This window comes from Pandoraea sp. NPDC090278, from assembly GCF_044772185.1.
Classification (GTDB): domain Bacteria; phylum Pseudomonadota; class Gammaproteobacteria; order Burkholderiales; family Burkholderiaceae; genus Pandoraea.
This window is the reverse complement of the sequence record NZ_JBIVYJ010000004.1, coordinates 453,121-474,857: the sequence shown is the minus strand read 5'-3', so window position 1 is coordinate 474,857 and position 21,737 is coordinate 453,121. Positions and strand designations below refer to the sequence as shown.

General features: G+C 63.1%; 17 protein-coding genes. All 17 read right to left on the bottom strand.

From position 1 onward, the window contains the following. Positions 1-10: 10 nt before the first annotated feature. Positions 11-1,798: an acyl-CoA dehydrogenase C-terminal domain-containing protein gene (locus tag ACIQWO_RS17200; protein WP_402826467.1), complete on the bottom strand. Its 1,788-nt coding sequence runs from the start codon at positions 1,796-1,798 to the stop codon at positions 11-13. Between the two features lie 48 nt (positions 1,799-1,846). Continuing rightward, positions 1,847-2,440, bottom strand: coding sequence for a TetR/AcrR family transcriptional regulator (locus ACIQWO_RS17195; RefSeq protein WP_046290871.1), 594 nt, complete (start codon positions 2,438-2,440; stop codon positions 1,847-1,849). Between the two features lie 184 nt (positions 2,441-2,624). Continuing rightward, complete coding sequence (gene clsB, locus ACIQWO_RS17190) at positions 2,625-3,788, bottom strand: cardiolipin synthase ClsB (protein ID WP_402826462.1); 1,164 nt, start codon at positions 3,786-3,788, stop codon at positions 2,625-2,627. A gap of 64 nt (positions 3,789-3,852) precedes the next feature. Next, a complete protein-coding gene (nudB, locus tag ACIQWO_RS17185; RefSeq protein WP_402826459.1) occupies positions 3,853-4,317 on the bottom strand; it encodes a dihydroneopterin triphosphate diphosphatase in 465 nt (154 codons plus the stop codon). Between the two features lie 230 nt (positions 4,318-4,547). After that, a complete protein-coding gene (gene aspS / locus ACIQWO_RS17180; RefSeq protein WP_046290870.1) occupies positions 4,548-6,350 on the bottom strand; it encodes an aspartate--tRNA ligase in 1,803 nt (600 codons plus the stop codon). 47 nt (positions 6,351-6,397) lie between these two features. Next, entirely contained in the window at positions 6,398-7,042 is a 645-nt protein-coding gene (locus ACIQWO_RS17175; RefSeq protein WP_046290869.1) for a DUF502 domain-containing protein, read from the bottom strand. A 50-nt stretch (positions 7,043-7,092) separates the two neighbouring features. Continuing rightward, positions 7,093-7,434 (bottom strand): FmdB family zinc ribbon protein, encoded by a 342-nt coding sequence (locus ACIQWO_RS17170; protein ID WP_402826452.1) that lies wholly within the window; start codon positions 7,432-7,434, stop codon positions 7,093-7,095. Positions 7,435-7,639: 205 nt separating this feature from the next. Next, positions 7,640-9,085 (bottom strand): sodium:solute symporter family protein, encoded by a 1,446-nt coding sequence (locus ACIQWO_RS17165; RefSeq protein WP_402826449.1) that lies wholly within the window; start codon positions 9,083-9,085, stop codon positions 7,640-7,642. 396 nt (positions 9,086-9,481) lie between these two features. After that, on the bottom strand, positions 9,482-10,087 hold the full coding sequence (locus tag ACIQWO_RS17160; protein WP_402826878.1) for a methyltransferase: 606 nt from the start codon (positions 10,085-10,087) through the stop codon (positions 9,482-9,484). A 109-nt stretch (positions 10,088-10,196) separates the two neighbouring features. Then, complete coding sequence (gene ubiB, locus ACIQWO_RS17155; protein WP_402826446.1) at positions 10,197-11,756, bottom strand: ubiquinone biosynthesis regulatory protein kinase UbiB; 1,560 nt, start codon at positions 11,754-11,756, stop codon at positions 10,197-10,199. A 3-nt stretch (positions 11,757-11,759) separates the two neighbouring features. After that, the gene (locus tag ACIQWO_RS17150; RefSeq protein WP_174990049.1) at positions 11,760-12,383 is read right to left on the bottom strand and encodes an SCP2 domain-containing protein; all 624 of its coding nucleotides are present in this window, start codon (positions 12,381-12,383) and stop codon (positions 11,760-11,762) included. A gap of 166 nt (positions 12,384-12,549) precedes the next feature. Further along, the gene (locus tag ACIQWO_RS17145; protein WP_402826441.1) at positions 12,550-13,533 is read right to left on the bottom strand and encodes a Tim44 domain-containing protein; all 984 of its coding nucleotides are present in this window, start codon (positions 13,531-13,533) and stop codon (positions 12,550-12,552) included. A gap of 227 nt (positions 13,534-13,760) precedes the next feature. Further along, entirely contained in the window at positions 13,761-14,495 is a 735-nt protein-coding gene (ubiE, locus tag ACIQWO_RS17140) for a bifunctional demethylmenaquinone methyltransferase/2-methoxy-6-polyprenyl-1,4-benzoquinol methylase UbiE (protein ID WP_402826438.1), read from the bottom strand. 59 nt (positions 14,496-14,554) lie between these two features. Continuing rightward, the gene (locus tag ACIQWO_RS17135; protein ID WP_150575642.1) at positions 14,555-14,968 is read right to left on the bottom strand and encodes a gamma-butyrobetaine hydroxylase-like domain-containing protein; all 414 of its coding nucleotides are present in this window, start codon (positions 14,966-14,968) and stop codon (positions 14,555-14,557) included. Between the two features lie 149 nt (positions 14,969-15,117). Beyond that, the gene (locus ACIQWO_RS17130; protein WP_150665564.1) at positions 15,118-15,555 is read right to left on the bottom strand and encodes an HIT family protein; all 438 of its coding nucleotides are present in this window, start codon (positions 15,553-15,555) and stop codon (positions 15,118-15,120) included. Between the two features lie 74 nt (positions 15,556-15,629). Continuing rightward, complete coding sequence (locus ACIQWO_RS17125; RefSeq protein ID WP_402826432.1) at positions 15,630-17,318, bottom strand: Na+/H+ antiporter; 1,689 nt, start codon at positions 17,316-17,318, stop codon at positions 15,630-15,632. Between the two features lie 88 nt (positions 17,319-17,406). Beyond that, entirely contained in the window at positions 17,407-21,402 is a 3,996-nt protein-coding gene (locus ACIQWO_RS17120) for a DUF3683 domain-containing protein (RefSeq protein WP_402826429.1), read from the bottom strand. Positions 21,403-21,737 lie beyond the last annotated feature (335 nt).

Here is a 21,737-nt window from a genome sequence, read left to right as displayed (position 1 = left end):
TCCTCCGCTCTCAGAACAGGTCGACGTCGACTTCCATCAGCGTCTTCGCGCCCGCACGGGCCATGCGAATTTGCGACGCGGTCTCCGGCAGCAACTTGGCGAAGTAGAAGCGCGCCGTGGCGAGCTTCGATTCGTAGAACTTGTCGCCGCTGCCTTGCTTGTCCAGCGCGATACGCGCCATGCGCGCCCAGAAGTACGCGAAGACCAGATGGCCGACCACGCGTTGATACGGCACGGACGCCGCACCCACTTCGTCCGGATTGGCCATCGCCTTCATGCCGATTTCCATCGTCAGCTTCTGGACCTTGTCACCGATATCCGCGAGCGGATTGATGAACTCTTGCATCTCTTCCTTGGTGCCTTCGGCTTCCACGAAGTCCGACACGAGCTTGCCGAACTTCTTGAGCTTCGCGCCCATGTCGCCAAGCACCTTGCGGCCGAGCAGGTCGAGCGCCTGAATCGAGTTGGTGCCTTCGTAGATCATGTTGATACGTGCATCGCGCACGTATTGCTCCATGCCCCACTCGGAGATGAACCCGTGACCGCCGTAGATCTGCATGGCGTGGTTCGTGCACTCGAAAGCGTTGTCCGTCAGGAATGCCTTGATGATCGGCGTGAGCAGCGCGACCAGGTCCGCCGCTTCCTTACGCTCGGCTTCGTCGCCGTGCGACAGTTCTTTGTCGATGTGCAGCGCGGTCCAGTACGAGAAAGCGCGACCGCCTTCCACATAGGCCTTTTGCGTGAGCAGCATGCGACGCACATCCGGGTGCACGATGATCGGATCGGCGGGCTTGTCCGGTGCCTTCGGGCCGGTGAGCGAGCGCATTTGAATGCGTTCCTTCGCATATACCAGCGAGTTCTGATAAGCGACTTCGGTCAGGCCCATGCCTTGCATGCCAACGCCCTGACGTGCCGCGTTCATCATCACGAACATGGCGTTCAGGCCCTTGTTCGGTTCGCCGACGAGCCAGCCCTTCGCGCCGTCGAGGTTCATCACGCACGTGGCGTTGCCGTGAATGCCCATCTTGTGTTCGATGGAGCCGCACTTGATGCCGTTGCGCTCGCCCGGTGCACCGTTCGCATCGGGGATGAACTTCGGCACGACGAACAGCGAGATGCCCTTCGTTCCCGGCGGCGCATCCGGCAGACGTGCCAGCACGAGGTGAACGATGTTGGCGGCCATGTCGTGCTCGCCCGCCGAGATGAAAATTTTGGTGCCGGAGATGGCGTACGAACCGTCGCCGTTCGGCTCTGCCTTCGTGCGCAGCATGCCGAGGTCGGTGCCGCAGTGCGGCTCGGTCAGGCACATCGTGCCCGTCCATTCGCCCGACACGATCTTCGGCAGATAGGTGGACTGTTGTTCGGGGGTGCCGTGGGCATGCAGACACTCATAAGCGCCGTGCGACAGGCCGGGATACATCGTCCACGCCTGGTTGGCCGAGTTGAGCATTTCGTACAGGGCGTTGTTCACGACCTGCGGCAGTCCCTGACCGCCGAATTCCGGATCGCACGCCAGTGACGGCCAGCCAGCTTCGACGTATTGCTGATAAGCAGCCTTGAAGCCTGTGGGCGTGGTGACGACGCCGTCGCCTTCGTATTTACAGCCTTCGCGATCGCCCACTTGATTCAGCGGGAAGACGACTTCGCTACAGAACTTGCCGGCTTCTTCGAGCACCTGATTGATGGTGTCGGCATCGATGTCCGCGTGCTTCGGCATCGCCTTCAATTCGTTTTCCACGCCCAGCAGTTCGTGCATGACGAATTGCATGTCGCGCAGCGGCGCGTTGTACTGTCCCATGACCTACTCCTCCGAACAAATCGAATCGAATCGCGGACGGCTCGCGCCTCACCCGCGCTGATAAGACGAAATCAGTTTTTCCAGTGCCACCCGGGTCATGTCGACGGCGCCGGGGTCCCGAAGGAAGCGCGCGTCGTGATGCAGGCCGAGTGTCAGGCTGTACATTTCAAAGAGCATCAGGCGCGGATCGGTGTCCGGGCGCAGATGTCCCTCCTCCTTCGCTTGCGTAATCGCGCGCAGCAGGGCAGATCGCCACAACTGCACACTCTTCACCAAGGCTTCGCGCACCGGACTGGCCGCACGATCGTCATACTCGACAGCGCCGCTGATATAGATGCAGCCCGTCGTCACTTCGCGAATCCGCTTGTCCATCCAGCGATCCACCAGCGCTCTGAGTCGCGGCAGGCCGCGCGGCGCTTCCATGCTGGGAGCGAACACTTCTTCATCGAAGCGCCGGTGGTATTCCATCAGCACTTCGATCTGCAAATCTTCACGCGACCCAAAGTGCGCGAAGACGCCGCTCTTGCTCATTTGCATACGATCGGCCAGCAAGCCGATCGTCAGCCCCTCAAGCCCATCCCGCCCCGCCAGTTCAAGCGCGGCATTCAGGATCGCGGCACGTGTCTGTTCACCCTTTCGCATATGTTTTGCATCGCTTTGGTTATCCGTTCTTCGATGCTAACCAAAAAATCGAACGGCCGTCCTATTATTGGGAAACGTCCATGGGGTAACAAGGAATTTATTAGACCGGAATACCTAATCGGTATTGGGCCTGGACCCCGGCCCGGCGGGCGCGGGCGGGCGGTTGGGAAGGGGCAGACGCCGCTCAGTCGTACTTGCCGCGCGTGAGCAGTTTCATCGCCAGGCGGTAGAGCCGGTAAGCCATCCACTGACGGAAGCGCCGCCAGCGCGAGCGTTCGCCGTAGCGCTCCGGGTCGATCAGGCGTGCGTCCCCGAACGCGCGACGAATATGGTCGCGCAGTTCGATGACAACGGGATCGTCGAGCACGACGACATTGGCTTCGTGATTCAGAAACAGGGACAACGCATCGAGATTTGACGAGCCGACCGTCGCCCAGACATCGTCCACCACCGCCACCTTGCCGTGCAACTGACGCATGTCGTACTCACCGATGCGCACCCCGGCGTCGAGCAGCTTGGCGTATAGCCACGGCACCGCCGTATCCAGCAGACGGAATTCCTTGCGGCCGATGAGCAGATGCACCGACACGCCGCGTCTGGCGGCCTGCGTGAGGGCGCGTCGCAGACGACGTCCCGGGACGAAGTACGGATTGGCAAGCCAGACCTCGTGACGCGCCCGTCCCAGCGCCATCAGATACGCCTTCTCGACCGCGCGACGATTGTGGAGGTTGTCTCGCGCGACGAAGGCCGCCTGACCGGTATAGGGCGCGTGCAAACGCCCGCGCAAGCCCCGGCGACGGTGGCGAAACGGCGTACCGAGATACCCCGGTGCGAGACGCTGCCATTGAATGTGGAACGCCGCGACAATCTCGGCGACGATAGGCCCGCGGCATTGCACGGCGAAGTCCCAGCGCGGGTCGTCCATGCGCGTGCCGCCACCGCCGCCGCTGTTGTAGTCGTCGATGATGTTGATGCCGCCCACGAACGCCACCGCGTGATCGACGACAGCGATCTTGCGATGCGTGCGCGAAAAGCCGAACTTGCCGAAAAGCCGAGGGTTATAGATGCGGTGCGCCACCCCGCTCTCACGCCACGCGTCGAAGAACGGCAAGCGTCGGCTGGTGCCGATGCCGTCCGTGATCACCCGAACCTTGACGCCACGTTGCGCCGCTCGTTGCAGCGCGGCGCTGACGTTCTCCCCGGCGTCATCGGCTTCGAAGATGTACGTTTCGAGCGCCACGTCGTGCTCGGCGCGGTCGATGGCGTCGATGAGGGCGGTGAAGTAGTTCGCGCCGAGATAGAGCAGTGCCAGTTCGTTGTCGCGGGAGAACGGCAGATATTTGCTCATCGGCTAGGCGGAGGGGCGATGGGGACGATGGTGACGATGAGCACGCGGGACATGGGGCGGACGGTCAGCGCACGCGTAACGGCAACTGCCGGATGGCGTCGCCGTTCGAGGGAGAGAAGCAACGCTCGGCCGCCGCTTCCCACGGCAACCAGACATAGTCGACGTGCTCGCGCGGCGAGAGCGTCACGAGCGTGTTCTCCGGGACACACAGACCAAACCAGTGCTCGGTGTTACGCGTGATGCCCGGCGCGTAGCGATGCGCCCAGCGCGGGTAGATGTTGTACTGAATCTCGTGATGCCAGTCGGTCAGCGCGGCATCGGGCACCGGTGTGCCGTTCGCCACCCGAATGCCCGTCTCTTCGAAGACTTCGCGCGCGGCGGTCTCGACCAGAGGCTCGTCGAGCTGATCCTTGCTGCCGGTGACGGACTGCCAGAAATTCCCTGCATCGGCACGCTCGATGAGCAAGACGTCGAGCGCTGGCGTATAGATCACGACCAGCACGGATTCGGGAATCTTGAAGGGTTTCATGCAGGCAACGGGGTTCAGGCAGCGATGATGCATTGTATAGGGCCTGCGCGACGTTGCGGTGCACGGATCCCGAACATCACGCGGGCGCATCGCCCAAATCACCGGCATTGACACATCGAGCGCGCCAGAAAGCAAAAACCCCCTCGCCTCGCGGCAAAGGGGGTTTTCCAACCGGCTCACCACGCCGGGACGCAGGTCCCGGCAGTAGCGTACGGACGCAACGCGTAGGCTTACGCCTTCGGTGCTTCCGGCTGACGCAGGCGGATGTGCAGTTCGCGCAGTTGACGCTCGTCGACCGGCGACGGCGCTTGCGTGAGCAGATCCTGTGCACGTTGCGTCTTCGGGAACGCGATCACGTCGCGAATCGAATCGGCACCGGCCATCATCGTGATGACGCGATCCAGACCGAACGCGATGCCACCATGCGGGGGCGCGCCGTATTGCAGGGCGTCGAGCAGGAAGCCGAACTTCGCACGCGCTTCTTCTTCACCCAGCTTGAGCGCGCGGAACACCTTGCTCTGCACGTCTTCCTGGAAGATACGGACCGAACCGCCGCCGATTTCCCAGCCGTTGAGCACCATGTCGTAGGCCTTCGCCAGGCACTTGCCCGGGTCGGTCTCGAGGTAGTCGATGTGCTCGTCCTTCGGGCTCGTGAACGGGTGGTGGCAGGCGACCCAACGGGCGTCTTCCTCGTCGTACTCGAACATCGGGAAGTCGACGACCCACAGCGGACGCCAGCCGGCTTCGAACAGGCCGTGCGACTTGCCGAATTCCGAATGACCGATCTTCAGACGCAGTGCGCCGATACCGTCGTTGACGACCTTTTCCTTGTCCGCGCCGAAGAAGATGATGTCGCCGTCTTGCGCGCCGGTGCGCTCAAGGATCGAAGCGACTGCGGCGTCGTGCAGGTTCTTCACGATCGGGCTCTGCAGACCGTCGCGACCCTTGGCCACTTCATTGACCTTGATCCAGGCCAGACCCTTCGCACCGTAGATCTTCACGAAGTCGGTGTAAGCATCGATTTCGCTGCGCGAGATCTCTGCACCGCCCGGCACGCGCAGGGCGACCACACGGCCACCTTCGGTCGTGGCGGGCACCGAGAACACCTTGAAGTCCACGTCGCCCATCACGTCGGTCAGCTCGGTGAATTCGAGCTTCACGCGCAGGTCCGGCTTGTCCGAACCGAAGCGGCGCATCGCTTCCGAGTACTCCATGACCGGCACCTTCGCGTCGAGTTCGACATCGATGGCTTCCTTGAACACGTGACGGATCATGTTCTCGAACAGATCGCGGATTTCCTGCTCCGAGAGGAACGAGGTTTCGCAGTCGATCTGCGTGAATTCCGGCTGACGGTCAGCGCGCAGGTCTTCGTCGCGGAAGCACTTGGTGATCTGGTAGTAGCGGTCGAAGCCCGCCACCATCAGCAACTGCTTGAACAGCTGCGGCGATTGCGGCAGCGCGAAAAACTGACCGGCGTTCACACGCGACGGCACTAGGTAGTCGCGCGCGCCTTCCGGGGTGCTCTTCGTGAGCATCGGCGTTTCGATGTCGATGAAGCCTTGCGCGTCGAGATACTTGCGCACTTCCATCGCCACCTTGTAACGCAGGCGCAGGTTGTATTGCATCTGCGGACGACGCAGATCCAGCACGCGATGCGTGAGGCGCGTGGTTTCCGACAGGTTTTCGTCGTCGAGCTGGAACGGGGGCGTGACCGACGGGTTGAGCACCTGGAGCTCGTGGCACAGCACTTCGATCTTGCCGCTCGTCAGGTTGGCGTTCTCGGTGCCGGCCGGACGGCTGCGCACGAGACCCGTGATCTGCACGCAGAACTCATTGCGCAGGCCTTCGGCGGCCTTGAACATCTCAGCGCGGTCCGGATCGCACACGACCTGCACCAGACCTTCGCGATCGCGCAGGTCGATGAAGATGACCCCGCCGTGATCACGGCGGCGATTGACCCAGCCACAAAGCTTGACCGTCTGGCCCAGTTGTTGCTCGGTCACCAGACCGCAGTAGGAGGTACGCATGGACATTTTGCTGTTCCGATTTTCAAAAAATGGCGTCGTCAGATCCCGGTGGCTCACAGGAGCGGACCGGGACGTTGTTGGCGCGGGTTGTGGGCGGGCGCCACCACGCCCATCGATACGATGTACTTCAGTGCAGCGTCGACCGTCATGTCGAGTTCGATCACGTCGCTCGTCTTCATCATCAGGAAGAAGCCCGAGGTCGGATTCGGCGTCGTCGGGACATAGACGCTCACATACTCGCCCTGCAAGTGATTGACCACATCGCCGCCCGGCGCGCCGGTCAGGAAAGCGATGGTCCAGGACTCTCCGTGCGGATAACGCACGAGCAACGCCTTGCGAAACGCGTTGCCGCTGCTCGAGAGCAGCGTGTCGGAGACCTGCTTGACGCTACCGTACAAGGGTCCAACGATGGGAATGCGCGTCAGAATGGCTTCCCACCAGCCGACCAGCTTCTGGCCAATGAAATTATGCGTCAGAAGGCCGACGACGAACACGAAGGCGAGCGTGACGATCACGCCGAAGCCTGGAATGCGCAGACCGAGCAGGCGCGACGGCTGCCACTCGTCCGGCAGGAGCAGCAGGGTCTGATCCATCGTGCCGATGATCAGGCCGAGCACCCAAAGCGTGATGGCGAGGGGCACCAGCACCAGCAGGCCGGTGAGGAAAATCGTCTTCAACGCGGGTTTTTTGACGCTCATGGCAGGACTCGCGAATGTGGTCGGCTACTGGGGGTCAGGGGAAATTCGGCTTAATGGCAGGCGCAACCGCCGCCGCAGCTCGCTGCCGGGGCGCTCGACGACTCGCCGCCAGCCGAAGCCGACGATGCAGAGGCGCTCTCGCCCGACGAGGCGGCTGCCGGAGCTGCCGATGCTGCCGCGCCCGATGCCGGTGCGCTTGCGCCGCCCGAACCACCGCGGAAATCGGTCACATACCATCCCGAGCCCTTGAGCTGGAACCCGGCAGCAGTCACCTGCTTGACGAACGAGTCCTTGCCGCATTCGGGGCACTGGGTGAGCGGGTCATCGCTCATTTTTTGCAGCACATCCTTGGCGAAACCGCATGTTTCGCAACGATAGGCATAGATAGGCATGATTCTTTCCGACGGAAAAAGGCGCGCAAAGCCTTGAATTATAACCGCTTCACAAGGCTTTCGGGATTTGTACGGAGATAAATGGGGGCGTCGTGGGGCAAGATCAAGACCGGGCGTCGCCGCGATCCGCGTGGCAAGCCGCGTCGTCAATGGAAAAGGGCGGCAGTTGCCGCCCCGTTCGCTATGCGCTCGCCATCGGCCCGCGTCAGATCGTCGAGACCTGCGGCTCCGGCGGCTGCCCGCGCTCCGAGGCCGGTTGCAGCAGCGAGCCGACGACCATCCCCGTAATCGACGCCAGCAGACCGGCCAGTTGCGGTGGCACCAGCGCTTCCGGCGCAAGGGCTTCGCAGGCAATCCACACGATCAGCCCGAAGAACACGGCCAGCGTGCCGCCCAGCGAGCTGGAGCGCTTCCAGTACAGACCGAACGCCAGCGGCACAAAGCAGCACACGAGCGTGACCTTGTACGCGCTCTCGACCATCTGGAAGATCGACGCCTTCGAGTTCAGGGCGTACACGAGCACCAGCGCCGTGAAGCACAGCACGACGATCCGCATCAGACGCAGCAGATGCTTGTCGTCGATCTGGCCCTTGAGCATCGGACGAATGATGTTCTCCGCGAACGTCACCGACGGTGCCAGCAGCGTCGCCGACGCACAGCTCTTGATGGCGGAGAGCAACGCCCCGAAGAACATCACCTGGGCGACGATCGGCACGCTGGTGAGCACCAACTGCGGCAGGATCTGTTGCGGGTCGGTGCCGAGGTACTTCTGGACCATCGACGGGGCGATCAGCAGCGCCGAGTAGGCGAGGAAAATCGGGATGAACGTGAAGAAGAAGTACAGCACGCCGCCCGTCACGGAACCGGAGACGGCAATGTTCTCCGACTTGGACGACATCACGCGCTGGAACACGTCCTGCTGCGGGATCGAGCCGAACATCATGGTGACACCGGCCGCTATGAACGCTAAGACATCCGCCGGATTCATCTCCGGCAGGAACACGAACTTGCCCGCCTCAGAAGCGTGCGCGATCACCGCACTCGCCCCACCCGGCACCATGCCCGACACGACCACGGCGATGTACACCAGCCCCACGACGATGATGATCATCTGGATGAAGTCGGTCACGGCCACCGAAATCATGCCGCCCAGCAGCGTGTAGGCCAGCACCGAGATCGCGCCGATGATCATGCCCGTCGGCTCCGACATCGCACCGCCGGACACCGTATGGAACACGAGGCCCAGCGCCTTGATCTGTGCGCCGACCCAGCCGAGGTACGAAATGACGATGGCGACCGATGTCACCACCTCGACCGTGCGGTTGTACTTGAGCTTGTAGAAGTCGCCGATCGTCATGAGATTCATGCGATACAGCTTGCGGGCGAAGAACATGCCCACGAGGACCAGACACATCGACGAGCCGAACGGATCGGCGACCACGCCGCGCAGGCCCTCGCCGATGAACGTCGCAGGAATGCCGAGCACTGCTTCCGAGCCGAACCAGGTCGCGAACACGACAGCCACGACCATGCCATAAGGCAGACGGCGGCCAGCGACGGTGAAATCCTTGGTATTGCGGACCTTGAGGGCGGCCAACAGCCCGATAGCCACCGAAATGACCCAATACAGAATGACAAACCAGATCAGCATAACGCGGCCCCAGCCAAGCCCCAGAGCGACGGTCGCGGCAGGGAAACGTTAAAGGCGGGCGTGATCCGGCCGACAGAAGCCGCCGCGCAAGCCAACGAAACCGAGCCTTGGGCCGCAGCCTTCCGGGCAACAGAAAATCAGGTCGTGCATGACGGGGCTGATGCGATTCAGCGCTCGTGGGCGCCCGTTTTTGCCACCTGGGGAAAAAATTTTGGGCCGATTATAGCGGCGCGCGGGATGCGCGGGGAAAAAAGTCACAAATCCCCGGACGGTTCGTGGCAAATATCGGGAAATACCGAGTGACTGTCAGGGGATTAGGCGCAGTTGACGTCAGCGACGTGTTGTACAAACACGTCGCCAGGAGGCTTCGACGGGCAGACCGCCGGGCATGAGGCTTCAGCGACGCCGCCAGACCATCCAGTGTTCGGCCCCGGCAAAGACCGGCACCGAGTCGTCGACGAGACGATCGGCCTCGCAGACGAAGTCCTGCGACAGCAGCGCATCGAGCGCCTCCGGCGTCATGCCGAACGGCGGCCCCTTGGGCGTTTCCTTGAGGAAGAAGAATCCGGCGAGACGTCCGCCCGACGGCAGCAGTTGCGCCATACGACGGGCGTAGCCCGGCCAGAGATCGCGAGGCAGCGCACAGAGAAACGCGCGCTCGTAGATCACGTCGAGCGTGAACGGCGGCGTGTAAGTGAAGAAGTCGGCTTGCTCGACGAGCGACGCCCGTGCGCCCAGTTGTGCCTTGGCCGCATCGACGGCCCCCGGCGAGAAGTCGATGGCGCGCACCGGCCAGCCCTGTGCATCAAGCCACGCAGCTTCGTACGCTGCACCACAACCGGGGATCAGCGTGGCGCGCGGTGCGCCCTCGCCTGCCACGAACTCGCGCAGCGCCTGCGGAACACCGGCGGCGTCCCACGGCATGAAGGCGCTGGCGAAACGTTCGTCCCAGAATTCGGCGCGCGACGGATCGCGATGGGAAAACGATGGCACCGATGGCACCGATGGCACGGGCGTTGCCCCGCTCTTCTCCGGCGAATCTCCTTCGCGCGAGGCGTGGAGCACTATCGAATGCCTACGATTCACGACCACGTCCGTCCCCTTCGAAACCTTAGCTATACAACCACACGAACGCCGTCAGCACACCGATGGCGATACCGCCGACCAGACAGAACGCGCCGGTCAGCAGGCGGTTGGTGCGGCGTTGCTCCTGAAGGAGTGCGAGCATCAGCGTGTCGTCCTGCGGACGTGCGTGCGCCGCCAGTGCCTGATGGATCAGCCGCGGCAATTGCGGCATCGTCTTGCTCCACTGCGGCACTTCCGCCTTCAACCGCTCCAGCCAGCCGCGCGGGCCGATCTGCTCGGCCATCCAGCGCTCCAGGAACGGCTTGGCCGTCTTCCAGAGATCCAGATCGGGATCGAGCTGACGTCCCAGCCCTTCGATATTGAGCAGCGTTTTTTGCAGCAACACGAGTTGCGGCTGAATTTCGACGTTAAAGCGGCGCGACGTCTGGAACAGACGCATCAGCACCAGCCCCAGCGAAATCTCTTTGAGCGGACGATCGAAGTACGGCTCGCACACCGCGCGGATCGCGCCTTCGAGTTCTTCTACGCGCGTGTCCGGCGGCACCCAGCCCGACTCCAGGTGCAGCGACGCCACCCGGTGATAGTCGCGACGGAAGAACGCGAGGAAGTTCTGCGCGAGGTAGTTCTTGTCGAATTCGGACAGCGCCCCGACGATGCCGCAATCGAGCGCGATGTAGCGTCCGAACGTTGCGGGATCCAGGCTCACCAGGATGTTGCCCGGGTGCATATCGGCGTGGAAGAAGCCATCGCGCAGGAACTGCGTAAAGAAGATCTCGACGCCTTCGCGCGCGAGCTTCTTCAGATCGACGCCCGCCTCGCGCAGCACGTCGATCTGACTGATCGGCACGCCATGCATGCGCTCCATCACAAGCACGGAACTGGAACTGAATTCCCAGTAGATCTCCGGCACCATCAACATGCCGGAATCGATGAAGTTGCGACGCAACTGCGCGGCATTGGCGGCCTCGCGCATCAGGTCGAGTTCGTCGTGCAGATACTTGTCGAACTCGGCCACGACCTCACGCGGCTTCAGACGCTTGCCATCCGGCCACAGACGCTCCACCCAACCGGCCAGATCGCGCATGAGCGCCAGATCGCTGTCGATCACGTTGAGCATGTTCGGACGCAGCACCTTGACCGCGACCTCCTTGCCTGCGTGCTCGCCATCGCGAACCCGCGCAAAGTGCACCTGCGCAATCGAAGCGCTCGCCACCGGCATGCGCTCGAACTCCACAAACACTTCGTCGAGCGGACGGCCCAGCGACTTTTCGATGCTCGCATGGGCGACCTGCGGATCGAACGGCGGCACCTGATCCTGCAAGCGCGCCAGTTCCTGTGCGAGGTCCGGCGGCATCAGATCGCGACGCGTCGACAGCACCTGCCCGAACTTCACGAAGATCGGACCCAGCGATTCGAGCGCCAGACGCAGACGTTCGCCGCGCGGCGCTTTCAGCCCACTGCGGCCAATCGTGAGCACGCGCAGCAGCGCGCGCGTGAAGGGATGCGGAATGCTCGAGAGCACCAGCTCGTCGAGCCCGTAGCGATAGCAGACGAAGAAAATCTTGATGAGACGCAGGAGACGCATCGGTCAGCGGCCTCCGGTAGTGCGGGACGCCGCATCGGGCGATCCCTTCAGACGTTCCAGCTTCTCGAGACGCTTTTCCAGCCGCGCGAGGTCGTCGCGCAGCGTGCCGATATCGGAGCGCATCGCATCCAGACGCGGACGCGCTACCAGCAGCGGGTTCTCTTCCACGAAGTAATCGGCCAGCGAGCGCACCAGCGTGCCGCCTGTGCGGCGAGCGCCCGCAACAGCCGCGCGGCCGGTCTCCGTCACGCGATGGGCTGCGGCGTCGCCGATGACCTTGCTAAGGTCTTCGGCCACTTCCCAGCGCAGATGCTGCGCCAGATAGGACACCGTATTGGCGAATTCGGCGTCGCCTTCGATCTTAACGTGACGCATCACGGCGGCCTGTCCGCCGCCTGCGAAGTCGGCCAGCGCCGCCGGGGGCACCGAGATACTGACGTCGCAGGGGAAGTCCGCCTCAGTGGCGGCCAGATAGCCGTCGTCGCCCACACGCAGGCGCACGTCGATTGCCGACATGGCCAGCCGGGCGGACGCACCGACATGATGGCGCAGACGGTCGCGTGCCCACGGTTCGCGGGCAAGCAAATGGTTCACGGTGGCGGCAAAGGCTTTGGCGGCTACGGTCATGAGCTTGGCGGCCGGCCGGTGCTGAACACCGGTCGCACCGAAAGACGCCGTCCGCAGACAACCTTCGGACGGCAAAAACAAAAGAGCCCGCGCATTGACGCGCGGGCTCTCATTGTAAGGCAGGTTACGCCAAAAACGTCGCCAGCCTACTTCGGCTTAAGCCAGCTTACGCGAGCTGCTGAATCCCGGCGAGCACCCAGCCACCGTTGCCGGTCACCGGCTTGGTCAGGTTCCACACCTCGTTGAACGGCTCGGCGGCGGCACCTTCGGCTTCGCGGATCAGGCCCGAGAAACGAACGCTGGCCATGTACTCGCTGGTCGATTGCTCGATGCCGAGGAGTTCGGCGTCCAGTTGCACGACGTCCGTACGGTTGGTCGACTTACCGCGTTCTTCGAGGTCCATCTTGATTTCCGCAAACATCTGCGGCGTGGTGAACTCGTTGATGTCGGCCTGATCGCCCTTGTCCCAGGCGGCTTGCAGACGGTTGAAGTACACCTTCGCGCTGCGCAGGAAGCCTTCCGTGTCGAAACCGGCCGGCACACCGAACGACTCGGCTGCGGCGGCACCGGCTGCGGCACCTGCGGCGACCGGGGCAGCCGTCTGGAAGGCGGTCTGCTGCGATTGCTGCGGTTGCTGCTGGTTATCCCACTGCTGACGCAGCGAATTGTTCGACGATGCGTCGTTGCCCGCGCCTGCATAGGCAGGCGTCTGGGACTGCGACTTATTGCCGCGGAAGCGACGGATCAGCCACATCACGGCGAACGCGATCAACGCGATGATGATGACGTTGGCCATCATGCTGGCGAATGCGCCACCCATGCCGAAGTGCGACAACAGCGCGGCAATACCGAGGCCTGCGGCCAGACCAGCGATCGGTCCGAGCCAGCGGTTGGCCGGTTTGGCGGCTGCGGCCGCACCTGCGGCACCTGCGCCTGCGGCCGCCGGAGCGGCCTGAGTCGGGGCTGCGCCCGGGGCGGCTTGCGCCGGCTGCTGCGGCGTTGCCTGACGTTGCGTCACGGTGTTGGACTGCTTGCCGATGCTCCGGCCGCCGCCAACGCGCTTGGCGTCAGCGTCCGCGATCGTCATGCCGACCGCCACTACGCCGGCCACAACGCCCAACAACAGCTTGTTTTTCAGGAACTGGAACATCGTTCTGGTCTCTCCGTGGAGTTATAGGTTGCTGTCTACTGACAGACGTCAACCCAAATGGTTCAGACGTTTTTTACGTACTAAAACCAGATAAGGCGATGGGCGATTCTGCCACAGCAAAATTAGCTTGTACTTAGGTAACGGCAAACAAAACGCCCCGGCGCGGCGTTTCTCCGCAATCCGGGGCGCTGCATGTCGTCTGGACGATCAGGTAAGTGAGTGTGTACTCAGAACTTGCGTCCGATGTGCAGGGCGACGACACCGGCGGTCAGGTTGTGATACTCCACGCGCTCAAGACCGACATCTTCCATCATCGACTTGAGCGTTTCCTGATCCGGGTGCATGCGAATCGACTCGGCCAGATAGCGATAGCTGTCGGCGTCGCCCGCGATGCGCGAGCCCAGCCACGGCAGCACCTTGAACGAATACGCGTCGTACGCCTTTTCCAGCGGCTGCCAGACCTTCGAGAACTCCAGCACCATGACCTTGCCGCCCGGTTTGATCACGCGGCGCATTTCTGCGAGCGCGGCGTCCTTGTGGGTCATGTTGCGCAGACCGAACGCCACGGTCACCACGTCGAAATAGTTCGACGGGAACGGCAGCTTCTCGGCGTCGCACAGCAGCGACGGCGTGACGATGCCGTCGTCGAGCAGACGATCGCGGCCCACGCGCAGCATCGATTCGTTGATGTCGGTGTGCCAGACTTCGCCGGTCGGGCCCGCCGCACGTGCAAACGCTTTCGACAGATCGCCTGTACCGCCAGCGATGTCGAGCACCTTGAAGCCGGGACGCACAGCGGCGCGTCCGATCGTGAAGGCCTTCCAGATGCGGTGCAGGCCGCCCGACATCAGGTCGTTCATGATGTCGTACTTGCTCGCGACGGAATGGAACACCTCGGCAACCTTGCCAGCTTTTTCCTTCTCGTCTACGGTCGTATAACCGAAGTGGGTCTGATCACCCATTGCACATCTCCAAAATCAGGTAAGCGGGCACACACTCGCGTGTGCGCGGCGCCGGGGCCTCAATGGTGGTGACAGCCACCGGCCGCGGGCGACACCATCGGCGTGTCGCGATCGACACCCGCTGCCGCGAGCTTGTCCAGGTATTCCTGCCAGAGCGCGTCCTGACGCACGCACAGCTCGTAGAGGTAATCCCACGAATAGATGCCGGTGTCGTGGCCGTCCGAGAAGACGGGACGCACGGCGTAATTGCCGATCGGCTCCAGACCGTTCAGCGTGACGTCACGCTTGCCGGTTTGCAGCGTCTCCTGCCCCGGCCCGTGACCACGCACTTCCGCCGACGGCGAGAGCACGCGCAGCATTTCGAACGGCAGGCGGTAGGTCTTGCCGTCTTCGTAACCGAGTTCCAGCACCTTTGATGCGCGATGCAGCGTCAGGGAAACGGGAATCGGCGTGTCTTTCTCCAGCCCAGCCATGATCTTGCTCCAGAAAATTCGGTCGCCGCGCGCAGAAACTGCGCGAGTGCCTCATTCGGCACATCGGCGGGCAGTATAGCCGCTCAGGCGTGCTCAGTCAGGTCGCTGAATCAGGTCGCTCATTCAGCCAACTCATTCAGCCCGCTTAATCAGGCAGGCCAGCCCGGCATGCGTTCCAATTCTGCCACGATGGCCTCGCGCAACGCTGGCAGCCATGCCGAGCGCTCTGCGATGACCGCCTCCGGCAGTTCGCGCTGCGGCGCGCTCCAGACCGAACCGGGGAAGTGGATGTCGTCGCGATAACGCGGAATCACGTGCCAATGCACGTGCGGCACCATATTGCCCAGACTCGCGACGTTGACCTTGTGCGGCGACATCACCGTGCGCTGCGCGGTCTCGACGGCGAACACGGCGCGCATCACATGCTCACGCGCCGCCTGCGGCAGATCGCTCATCTCTGCGACGTGCTCGCTCCAGATCACGCGCGCGAAGCCCGGATAACCGGGCTCGCTCGCCAGCACCACGCGCAACACCGGATCGCGCCACACCACTTCGCCGCCGTCACCGGCGCAAAACGGACATTCCATGATGATTCTCCCTCCCGTTGGCCTGTCGTGCTGCCGTCCCAAATGCGATGAAAGCAATGAAAGGACGGCACATGTCAGTGCTTCTTTCCTTTGCGACGCTTGCCGGTGGCCGGATCGACCGGCCCCAGCGCGAGTTCGGCGAAGTCGATTTCGCTGAGCAGTTCACGCAGCGTTTCGTCGTTGATGCGGTGCGTAATGCGCAGACGCGACAACTCCACGCGCTCCGCCTGCAACGCGGCGGCCCGCAGGCGCCGCTCCACCTCGACCTCACGCACCGCGCGCTCGCGCATCTCTTCGGTCGCCGTCGCAGCGTTGAGCGTGCGGCGATACCGCCCCATCACCCGCGCCGCCGCCTCCGCGCACACAGCCGTATCCAGTTCGTCGCCCGACTTGGCGATCATCTTCTGCAGCGACTCCACCGCACGGATTGCCGCTTCGGACGCCGCCAGCCGCGCCTCGCCCATCTCGCGATTGCGCGGGTCTTCGACCGGCCAGCGCACGCCGCGCAGCAGAATCGGCAACCCGAGGCTGCCACCAATAAGCGAGAGCAGAATCACGCCAGCGGCGAGGAAGATCAGCAGATCGCGTCCCGGGAACGGCGCACCGCCCGGCAGCGCCAGCGGCACGGAAAGTGCACCGGCGAGCGTCACCGCGCCGCGCACGCCGGAGAGCGCCGTCACGCCGGTAAATCGCATGCCCGGCTTCATCGTGATCTCGCCGCGACGCATGCCGAGGAAGTACATCACGCGCCACGCTACCCAGACCCAGCAGAAGCGCAGGACGATGAGCACGGCGGAAATCGCGCCGACGTAGAACATCAGCTCGCCGAGATTCGTCAGCGTCCCCCACAGATGCTCGCTCGGACGCAGCGCCGCGCGCACGATGTCCGGCAGTTGCAGGCCTAGCAACACGAACACCGAGCCGTTGAAGACGAATTCGAGCATCGACCACACCCCGTTGCCGAGAATGCGCGTGGCCGTGCGGGAATTCAGCAAATCGGTCGAGCTCACGGTCATGCCCGCCGCCACGGCCGCGAGAATCCCCGAGAAACCGAAGTGCTCGGCGAGCAGGTAGGCGGCGAACGGCATCAGCAGCAGAAGCAGCACGACGGTCGCGGGCTCTTCCGTGGAGGCGTCCAGCACACGGCGATGGAATTGCGTGAACAGCCACGTCACCGCCCAGCCCGCGAGCAGGCCGCCCAGCGCGATGATGAAAAAGGAAAACGTGGCGTTACCGATGGAGAAGATGCCCGTGGTCGCGGCGACCAGCGCGAACTTGAACGCGACGAGGCCCGACGCGTCGTTCATCATCGCCTCACCTTCGAGCACGTGCATGAGCCGCGTGGGCATGCGCATGCGTCCGGTGAGCGCTGAGACGGCGACGGCATCGGTCGGCGAGAGCACGCCGCCGAGCGCGAACGCGACGGCCAGCGGAATCGACGGAATCATCCAGTGGATGAAGTAGCCTACGCCGAGCACCGTGAAGATCACGAGGCCGAGCGCCATGGCGACGATCGGCACGCGCAGGTGCCAGAACTCACGCTTGGGCATGCGCCAGCCATCGGCAAACAGCAGCGGTGGGATGAACAGCAGGAAGAAGATCTCGGGATCGAGATCGATGTGCAGGCCCGCGCCCGGATAGGCGAGCGCGGCGCCCACGGCAATCTGCACGAGCGGGACCGGCAGGAATCTGACGAAGCTGACCAGCACGCCGGTCAGCGCCACCACAAACAGCAGGATCAGTGCTGTGTAGACTACCTCCATGCCACCTCCGAGGTCCCGGGAGTCCATCGTGTCCGACGTTCAAGCATCGGTCGCGTCCCCCAGAGGCGCACGAGGGGTGAGAGGTGCATCAGACCAGCACGCGTTCGATGCCGCCGTTGTTTGCATCCTTGACGTAGTCCACCAGCCACTGATCGCCCAGAATGTGCTTGGCGATCTCGACGACGATGTAGTCGGCGGTGACATCAGCGTCGTCGTTGTAGCGCGACAGACCTTGCAGGCACGACGGGCAGCTCGTCAGGATCTTGACGTCTTCCACCTTGCCGTCCGCCCGCAGCTTCGCCGCGCCCTTGCGCATTTCCTCTTCCTTGCGGAAGCGGATCTGCGTCGAGATATCCGGACGCGTGACCGCCAGCGTACCCGATTCGCCGCAGCACCGATCGTTCTTCTCGATCTTGTAGCCGTCGTTCTCGCTGCCCATCAACTGGTTCACGAGCTTGACCGGGTCCATCGTCTTGATCGGCGTGTGGCACGGATCGTGATACATGTAGCGCGTACCGTTCACGCCTTCGAGCTTCACGTTCTTCTCAAGCAGGTACTCGTGGATGTCCACGATACGGCAGCCCGGGAAGATCTTCTCGAATTCGTAGCCCGCGAGCTGATCGTAGCAAGTACCGCACGACACCACCACCGTCTTGATATCGAGGTAGTTCAGCGTGTTGGCCATGCGGTGGAAGAGCACGCGGTTGTCCGTCACGATCTTCTCGGCCTTCTCGCCCTGCCCCGATCCGCGTTGCGGGTAGCCGCAGCACAGATAGCCCGGCGGCAGCACCGTCTGCACGCCCACGTGCCAGAGCATCGCCTGCGTGGCGAGACCGACCTGCGAGAACAGACGCTCCGAGCCGCAGCCCGGGAAGTAGAACACCGCTTCCGAATCCACCGTGGTGGCCTTCGGATTGCGAATGATCGGCACCACCTTGTTGTCTTCGATGTCGAGCAGCGCGCGCGCCGTCTTCTTCGGCAAGTTGCCCGGCATTTTCTTGTTGACGAAGTGGATCACCTCTTCGCGCAGCGGCGGCTTACCGACCGTTGCGGGCGGGTGTGCCGTCTGCTTCTTGGCGATCTTCTTGAAGATGTCCGCACCGAAGCGTTGCGCCTTGTAGCCCCAGTCGATCATCACCTTGCGGGTGATGTTGATCGTCTCGGGATTGGTCGCGTTCAGGAAGAACATACCGGCGGCCGCGCCCGGATTGAACTTCTTCTTGCCCATCTTGCGCAGCAGGTTGCGCATGTTCATCGTCACGTCGCCGAAGTCGATCTTGACCGGGCAAGGCGTGGCGCACTTGTGGCAGACCGTGCAGTGATCGGCCACGTCGTTGAACTCGTCCCAGTGCTTGATCGACACGCCACGGCGCGTCTGCTCTTCGTACAGGAACGCCTCGATGAGCAGCGACGTTGCGAGAATCTTGTTACGCGGGCTGTAGAGCAGGTTCGCGCGCGGCACGTGCGTGGCACACACCGGCTTGCACTTGCCGCAGCGCAAGCAGTCCTTCACGCTGTCGGCAATCGCGCCGATGTCCGACTGCTGCATGATCAGCGACTCGTAGCCCATCAGCCCGAAGCTGGGCGTATAGGCGTTGCGCAGATCGGCGGGCAGTTCGGGCAGATTGAGCAGCTTGCCCTTGTTGAAGCGCCCTTCCGGGTCCACGCGCATCTTGTACGCGCGGAATTCGCCGATTTCGGCTTCCGTCAGGAACTCCAGCTTGGTGATGCCGATGCCGTGTTCGCCCGAGATCACGCCGTCGAGCGAGCGGGCGATGTCCATAATGCGGGCCACGGCCTTGTGCGCATCCTGGAGCATCTCGTAGTTGTCCGAGTTCACCGGGATGTTCGTGTGCACGTTGCCGTCGCCAGCGTGCATGTGCAGAGCGACGAACACACGACCGTGCAGCACGCGCTTGTGGATCGCCTGCGCTTCGTCGAGGATCGGCTTGAACTCACCGCCCGTGAAGATCTGACGCAGCTCGGCGCGAATCTCCTGCTTCCACGAAATGCGCACCGTACGGTCTTGCAGCAGATCGATGAGGCGCGTTTCCGGATGCTTGTTCAGACGGTCGTTCAGCGCGACGTTGATATCGCGAATGCCGTGACGGTTGAGCAGCGGAATGGCGTCGGCGAGCGACATCTCGAAGTTGTCGCGCAGATACTCCCAGCGAGCGCGCACCTCGCGCAGCATCGTAAGCGCCGTCTGCACGCGATCTTCGAGAAGTTCGGCCGACGGAATTTCGTTCGCGTCGTCCGTTTTGCCGAGCGGCAGGTTGCCCGCTTCGAAGAACGTTTCGAGCGCGTCGACCAGTTGCAGCTTGTTCTTGAGCGAAAGCTCGATGTTGATGCGTTCGATGTGATCCGTGTACTCGCCCATGCGATGCAGCGGAATCACCACGTCTTCATTGATCTTGAAGGCGTTCGTGTGACGCGCGATGGCGGCAGTACGCGAGCGGTCGAGCCAGAACTTCTTGCGCGCCTCGGCCGACACGGCGACGAACCCTTCGCCGCTCTTGCCGTTGGCCATGCGAATGACTTCCGACGTCGCTTGTGCGACCGCGTTGTCGTCGTCGCCGACGATATCGCCGATCAGCACCATCTTCGGGAACGCGTTGCGCTTCGACTTCGTGGCATAGCCCACGGCGCGCAGATAGCGTTCGTCCAGATGCTCCAGACCGGCGAGAATTGCGCCGCCCGCAGCCGTCTGCGCGAACATGTAGTCCTTGATTTCGACGATGCTCGGAATCGCTTCCTTCGCCTGGCCGAAGAACTCCAGACACACCGTACGCGTGTGCGCGGGCATCTTGTGCAGAATCCAGCGCGCGCTCGTGATCAGACCGTCGCAACCTTCCTTCTGAATGCCCGGCAGACCGGCGAGGAACTTGTCCGTCACGTCCTTGCCGAGGCCTTCCTTGCGGAAACGCTTGCCCTCGATCTCCAGCATCTCGGTCTTGAGCAGCACTTCACCCGGGGCGTGATTGCCGTCGAACCATTTCAATTCGAAGCGGGCGACCGGAATGTCGTGAATCTTGCCGAGGTTGTGATCGTGACGCGTGACTTCCAACCAGTTGCCTTGCGGATCGACCATGCGCCACCAGGCGAGGTTATCCAGCGCGGTGCCCCACAGCACGGCCTTCTTGCCGCCAGCGTTCATGGCGACGTTACCGCCGATGCACGAGGCATCGATCGACGTCGGATCCACGGCGAACACCAGACCGGCGCGCTCGGCGGCTTCGGCCACACGGCGCGTGACCACGCCTGCGCCCGAGAAGATCGTGCCGACCGGCTTGTCGACGCCCGGCAGTTGCGAGTATTCGACTTCGTCGAGCTGTTCCAGCTTTTCCGTATTGATGACGGCCGAGAACGACGTGAGCGGAATCGCGCCGCCCGTGTAGCCCGTGCCACCTCCGCGCGGGATCACCGTCAGCCCCAGTTCGAAGCAGCCCTTCACCAGCGACGCCATTTCGGCTTCGCTATCCGGCGTGAGCACCACGAACGGATATTCCACGCGCCAGTCGGTCGCGTCCGTCACGTGCGAGACACGCGACAGACCGTCGAACTTGATGTTGTCGCTGGCGGTCGTGCGGCCGAGCACCTTCTTCGCGCGACGGCGCAGTTCCGCCATCTTCTCGAACTCGGCGGCGAAGTCTGCCACGGCACGGCGCGCGGCCACTTCCAGTTGCTCGACGCGGGCAGCGCGTTCGCGGCCATGCGCGTCGGCGTGTTCGGCCACGTCGGCACGGCGACGCTTGTCGATCTCGTTCAGACGGTGATCGAGCGCGTCGATCAGCAGCTTGCGGCGCTTCGGATTGTCGAGCAGGTCGTCTTGCAGATACGGGTTACGGCGCACCACCCAGATGTCGCCGAGCACTTCGTACAGCATGCGTGCCGAGCGGCCGGTACGGCGTTCGGCACGGAGTTCGTCGAGGATCGCCCAGGCGTCCGCGCCGAGCAGGCGCATGACGATTTCGCGGTCCGAAAACGACGTGTAGTTGTAGGGAATTTCACGCAGACGCGGGGGTTGAGCGGCTACGGCATGCTTAGCGTCGTGCGGCTCGAAGGCGGGCAAGGGTGCGTTCATCTTGTCGGGCTCGTCATTGCGGCGGTGCATCCGCCGTCGGCGTTCGTCTCGCGGGACGCGCCGAAAGTCAAAATCGGGTATGCGCTGGGCGTGCCGACCGCAGGCGCAAGGGGTGCGCGCGGGCCGGCAACGGTCAATCTGCGGTCAACGAGATCGACGACTGCCGTGCAAGGACGCCGATGACGAATCGTGTTCGGTCATCGAGCAGAAGCACAGAGGGGTGAGGCAGTTGGTGCGCATGCCCAGATCTTTCTTCCGGCTTGGGAAAGTGTTGGTAGGGGAATGTAGGTCGAATTGTACTTCATTGCACCGCAACACGTCGGCGCCGCGCCGAA

Coding starts and splice junctions, on each gene's coding strand:
- ACIQWO_RS17175 (WP_046290869.1), bottom strand. CDS start 7,042: ATGAGCGTCAAAAAACCCGCGTTGAAGACGATTTTCCTCACCGGCCTG.
- nudB (WP_402826459.1), bottom strand. CDS start 4,317: ATGAAACCCTTCAAGATTCCCGAATCCGTGCTGGTCGTGATCTATACG.
- ACIQWO_RS17120 (WP_402826429.1), bottom strand. CDS start 21,402: ATGAACGCACCCTTGCCCGCCTTCGAGCCGCACGACGCTAAGCATGCC.
- clsB (WP_402826462.1), bottom strand. CDS start 3,788: ATGAGCAAATATCTGCCGTTCTCCCGCGACAACGAACTGGCACTGCTC.
- ACIQWO_RS17130 (WP_150665564.1), bottom strand. CDS start 15,555: ATGGAATGTCCGTTTTGCGCCGGTGACGGCGGCGAAGTGGTGTGGCGC.
- ubiB (WP_402826446.1), bottom strand. CDS start 11,756: ATGCGTCTCCTGCGTCTCATCAAGATTTTCTTCGTCTGCTATCGCTAC.
- aspS (WP_046290870.1), bottom strand. CDS start 6,350: ATGTCCATGCGTACCTCCTACTGCGGTCTGGTGACCGAGCAACAACTG.
- ACIQWO_RS17200 (WP_402826467.1), bottom strand. CDS start 1,798: ATGGGACAGTACAACGCGCCGCTGCGCGACATGCAATTCGTCATGCAC.
- ACIQWO_RS17135 (WP_150575642.1), bottom strand. CDS start 14,968: ATGGCTGGGCTGGAGAAAGACACGCCGATTCCCGTTTCCCTGACGCTG.
- ubiE (WP_402826438.1), bottom strand. CDS start 14,495: ATGGGTGATCAGACCCACTTCGGTTATACGACCGTAGACGAGAAGGAA.
- ACIQWO_RS17195 (WP_046290871.1), bottom strand. CDS start 2,440: ATGCGAAAGGGTGAACAGACACGTGCCGCGATCCTGAATGCCGCGCTT.
- ACIQWO_RS17150 (WP_174990049.1), bottom strand. CDS start 12,383: ATGACCGTAGCCGCCAAAGCCTTTGCCGCCACCGTGAACCATTTGCTT.
- ACIQWO_RS17125 (WP_402826432.1), bottom strand. CDS start 17,318: ATGGAGGTAGTCTACACAGCACTGATCCTGCTGTTTGTGGTGGCGCTG.
- ACIQWO_RS17165 (WP_402826449.1), bottom strand. CDS start 9,085: ATGCTGATCTGGTTTGTCATTCTGTATTGGGTCATTTCGGTGGCTATC.
- ACIQWO_RS17145 (WP_402826441.1), bottom strand. CDS start 13,533: ATGTTCCAGTTCCTGAAAAACAAGCTGTTGTTGGGCGTTGTGGCCGGC.
- ACIQWO_RS17170 (WP_402826452.1), bottom strand. CDS start 7,434: ATGCCTATCTATGCCTATCGTTGCGAAACATGCGGTTTCGCCAAGGAT.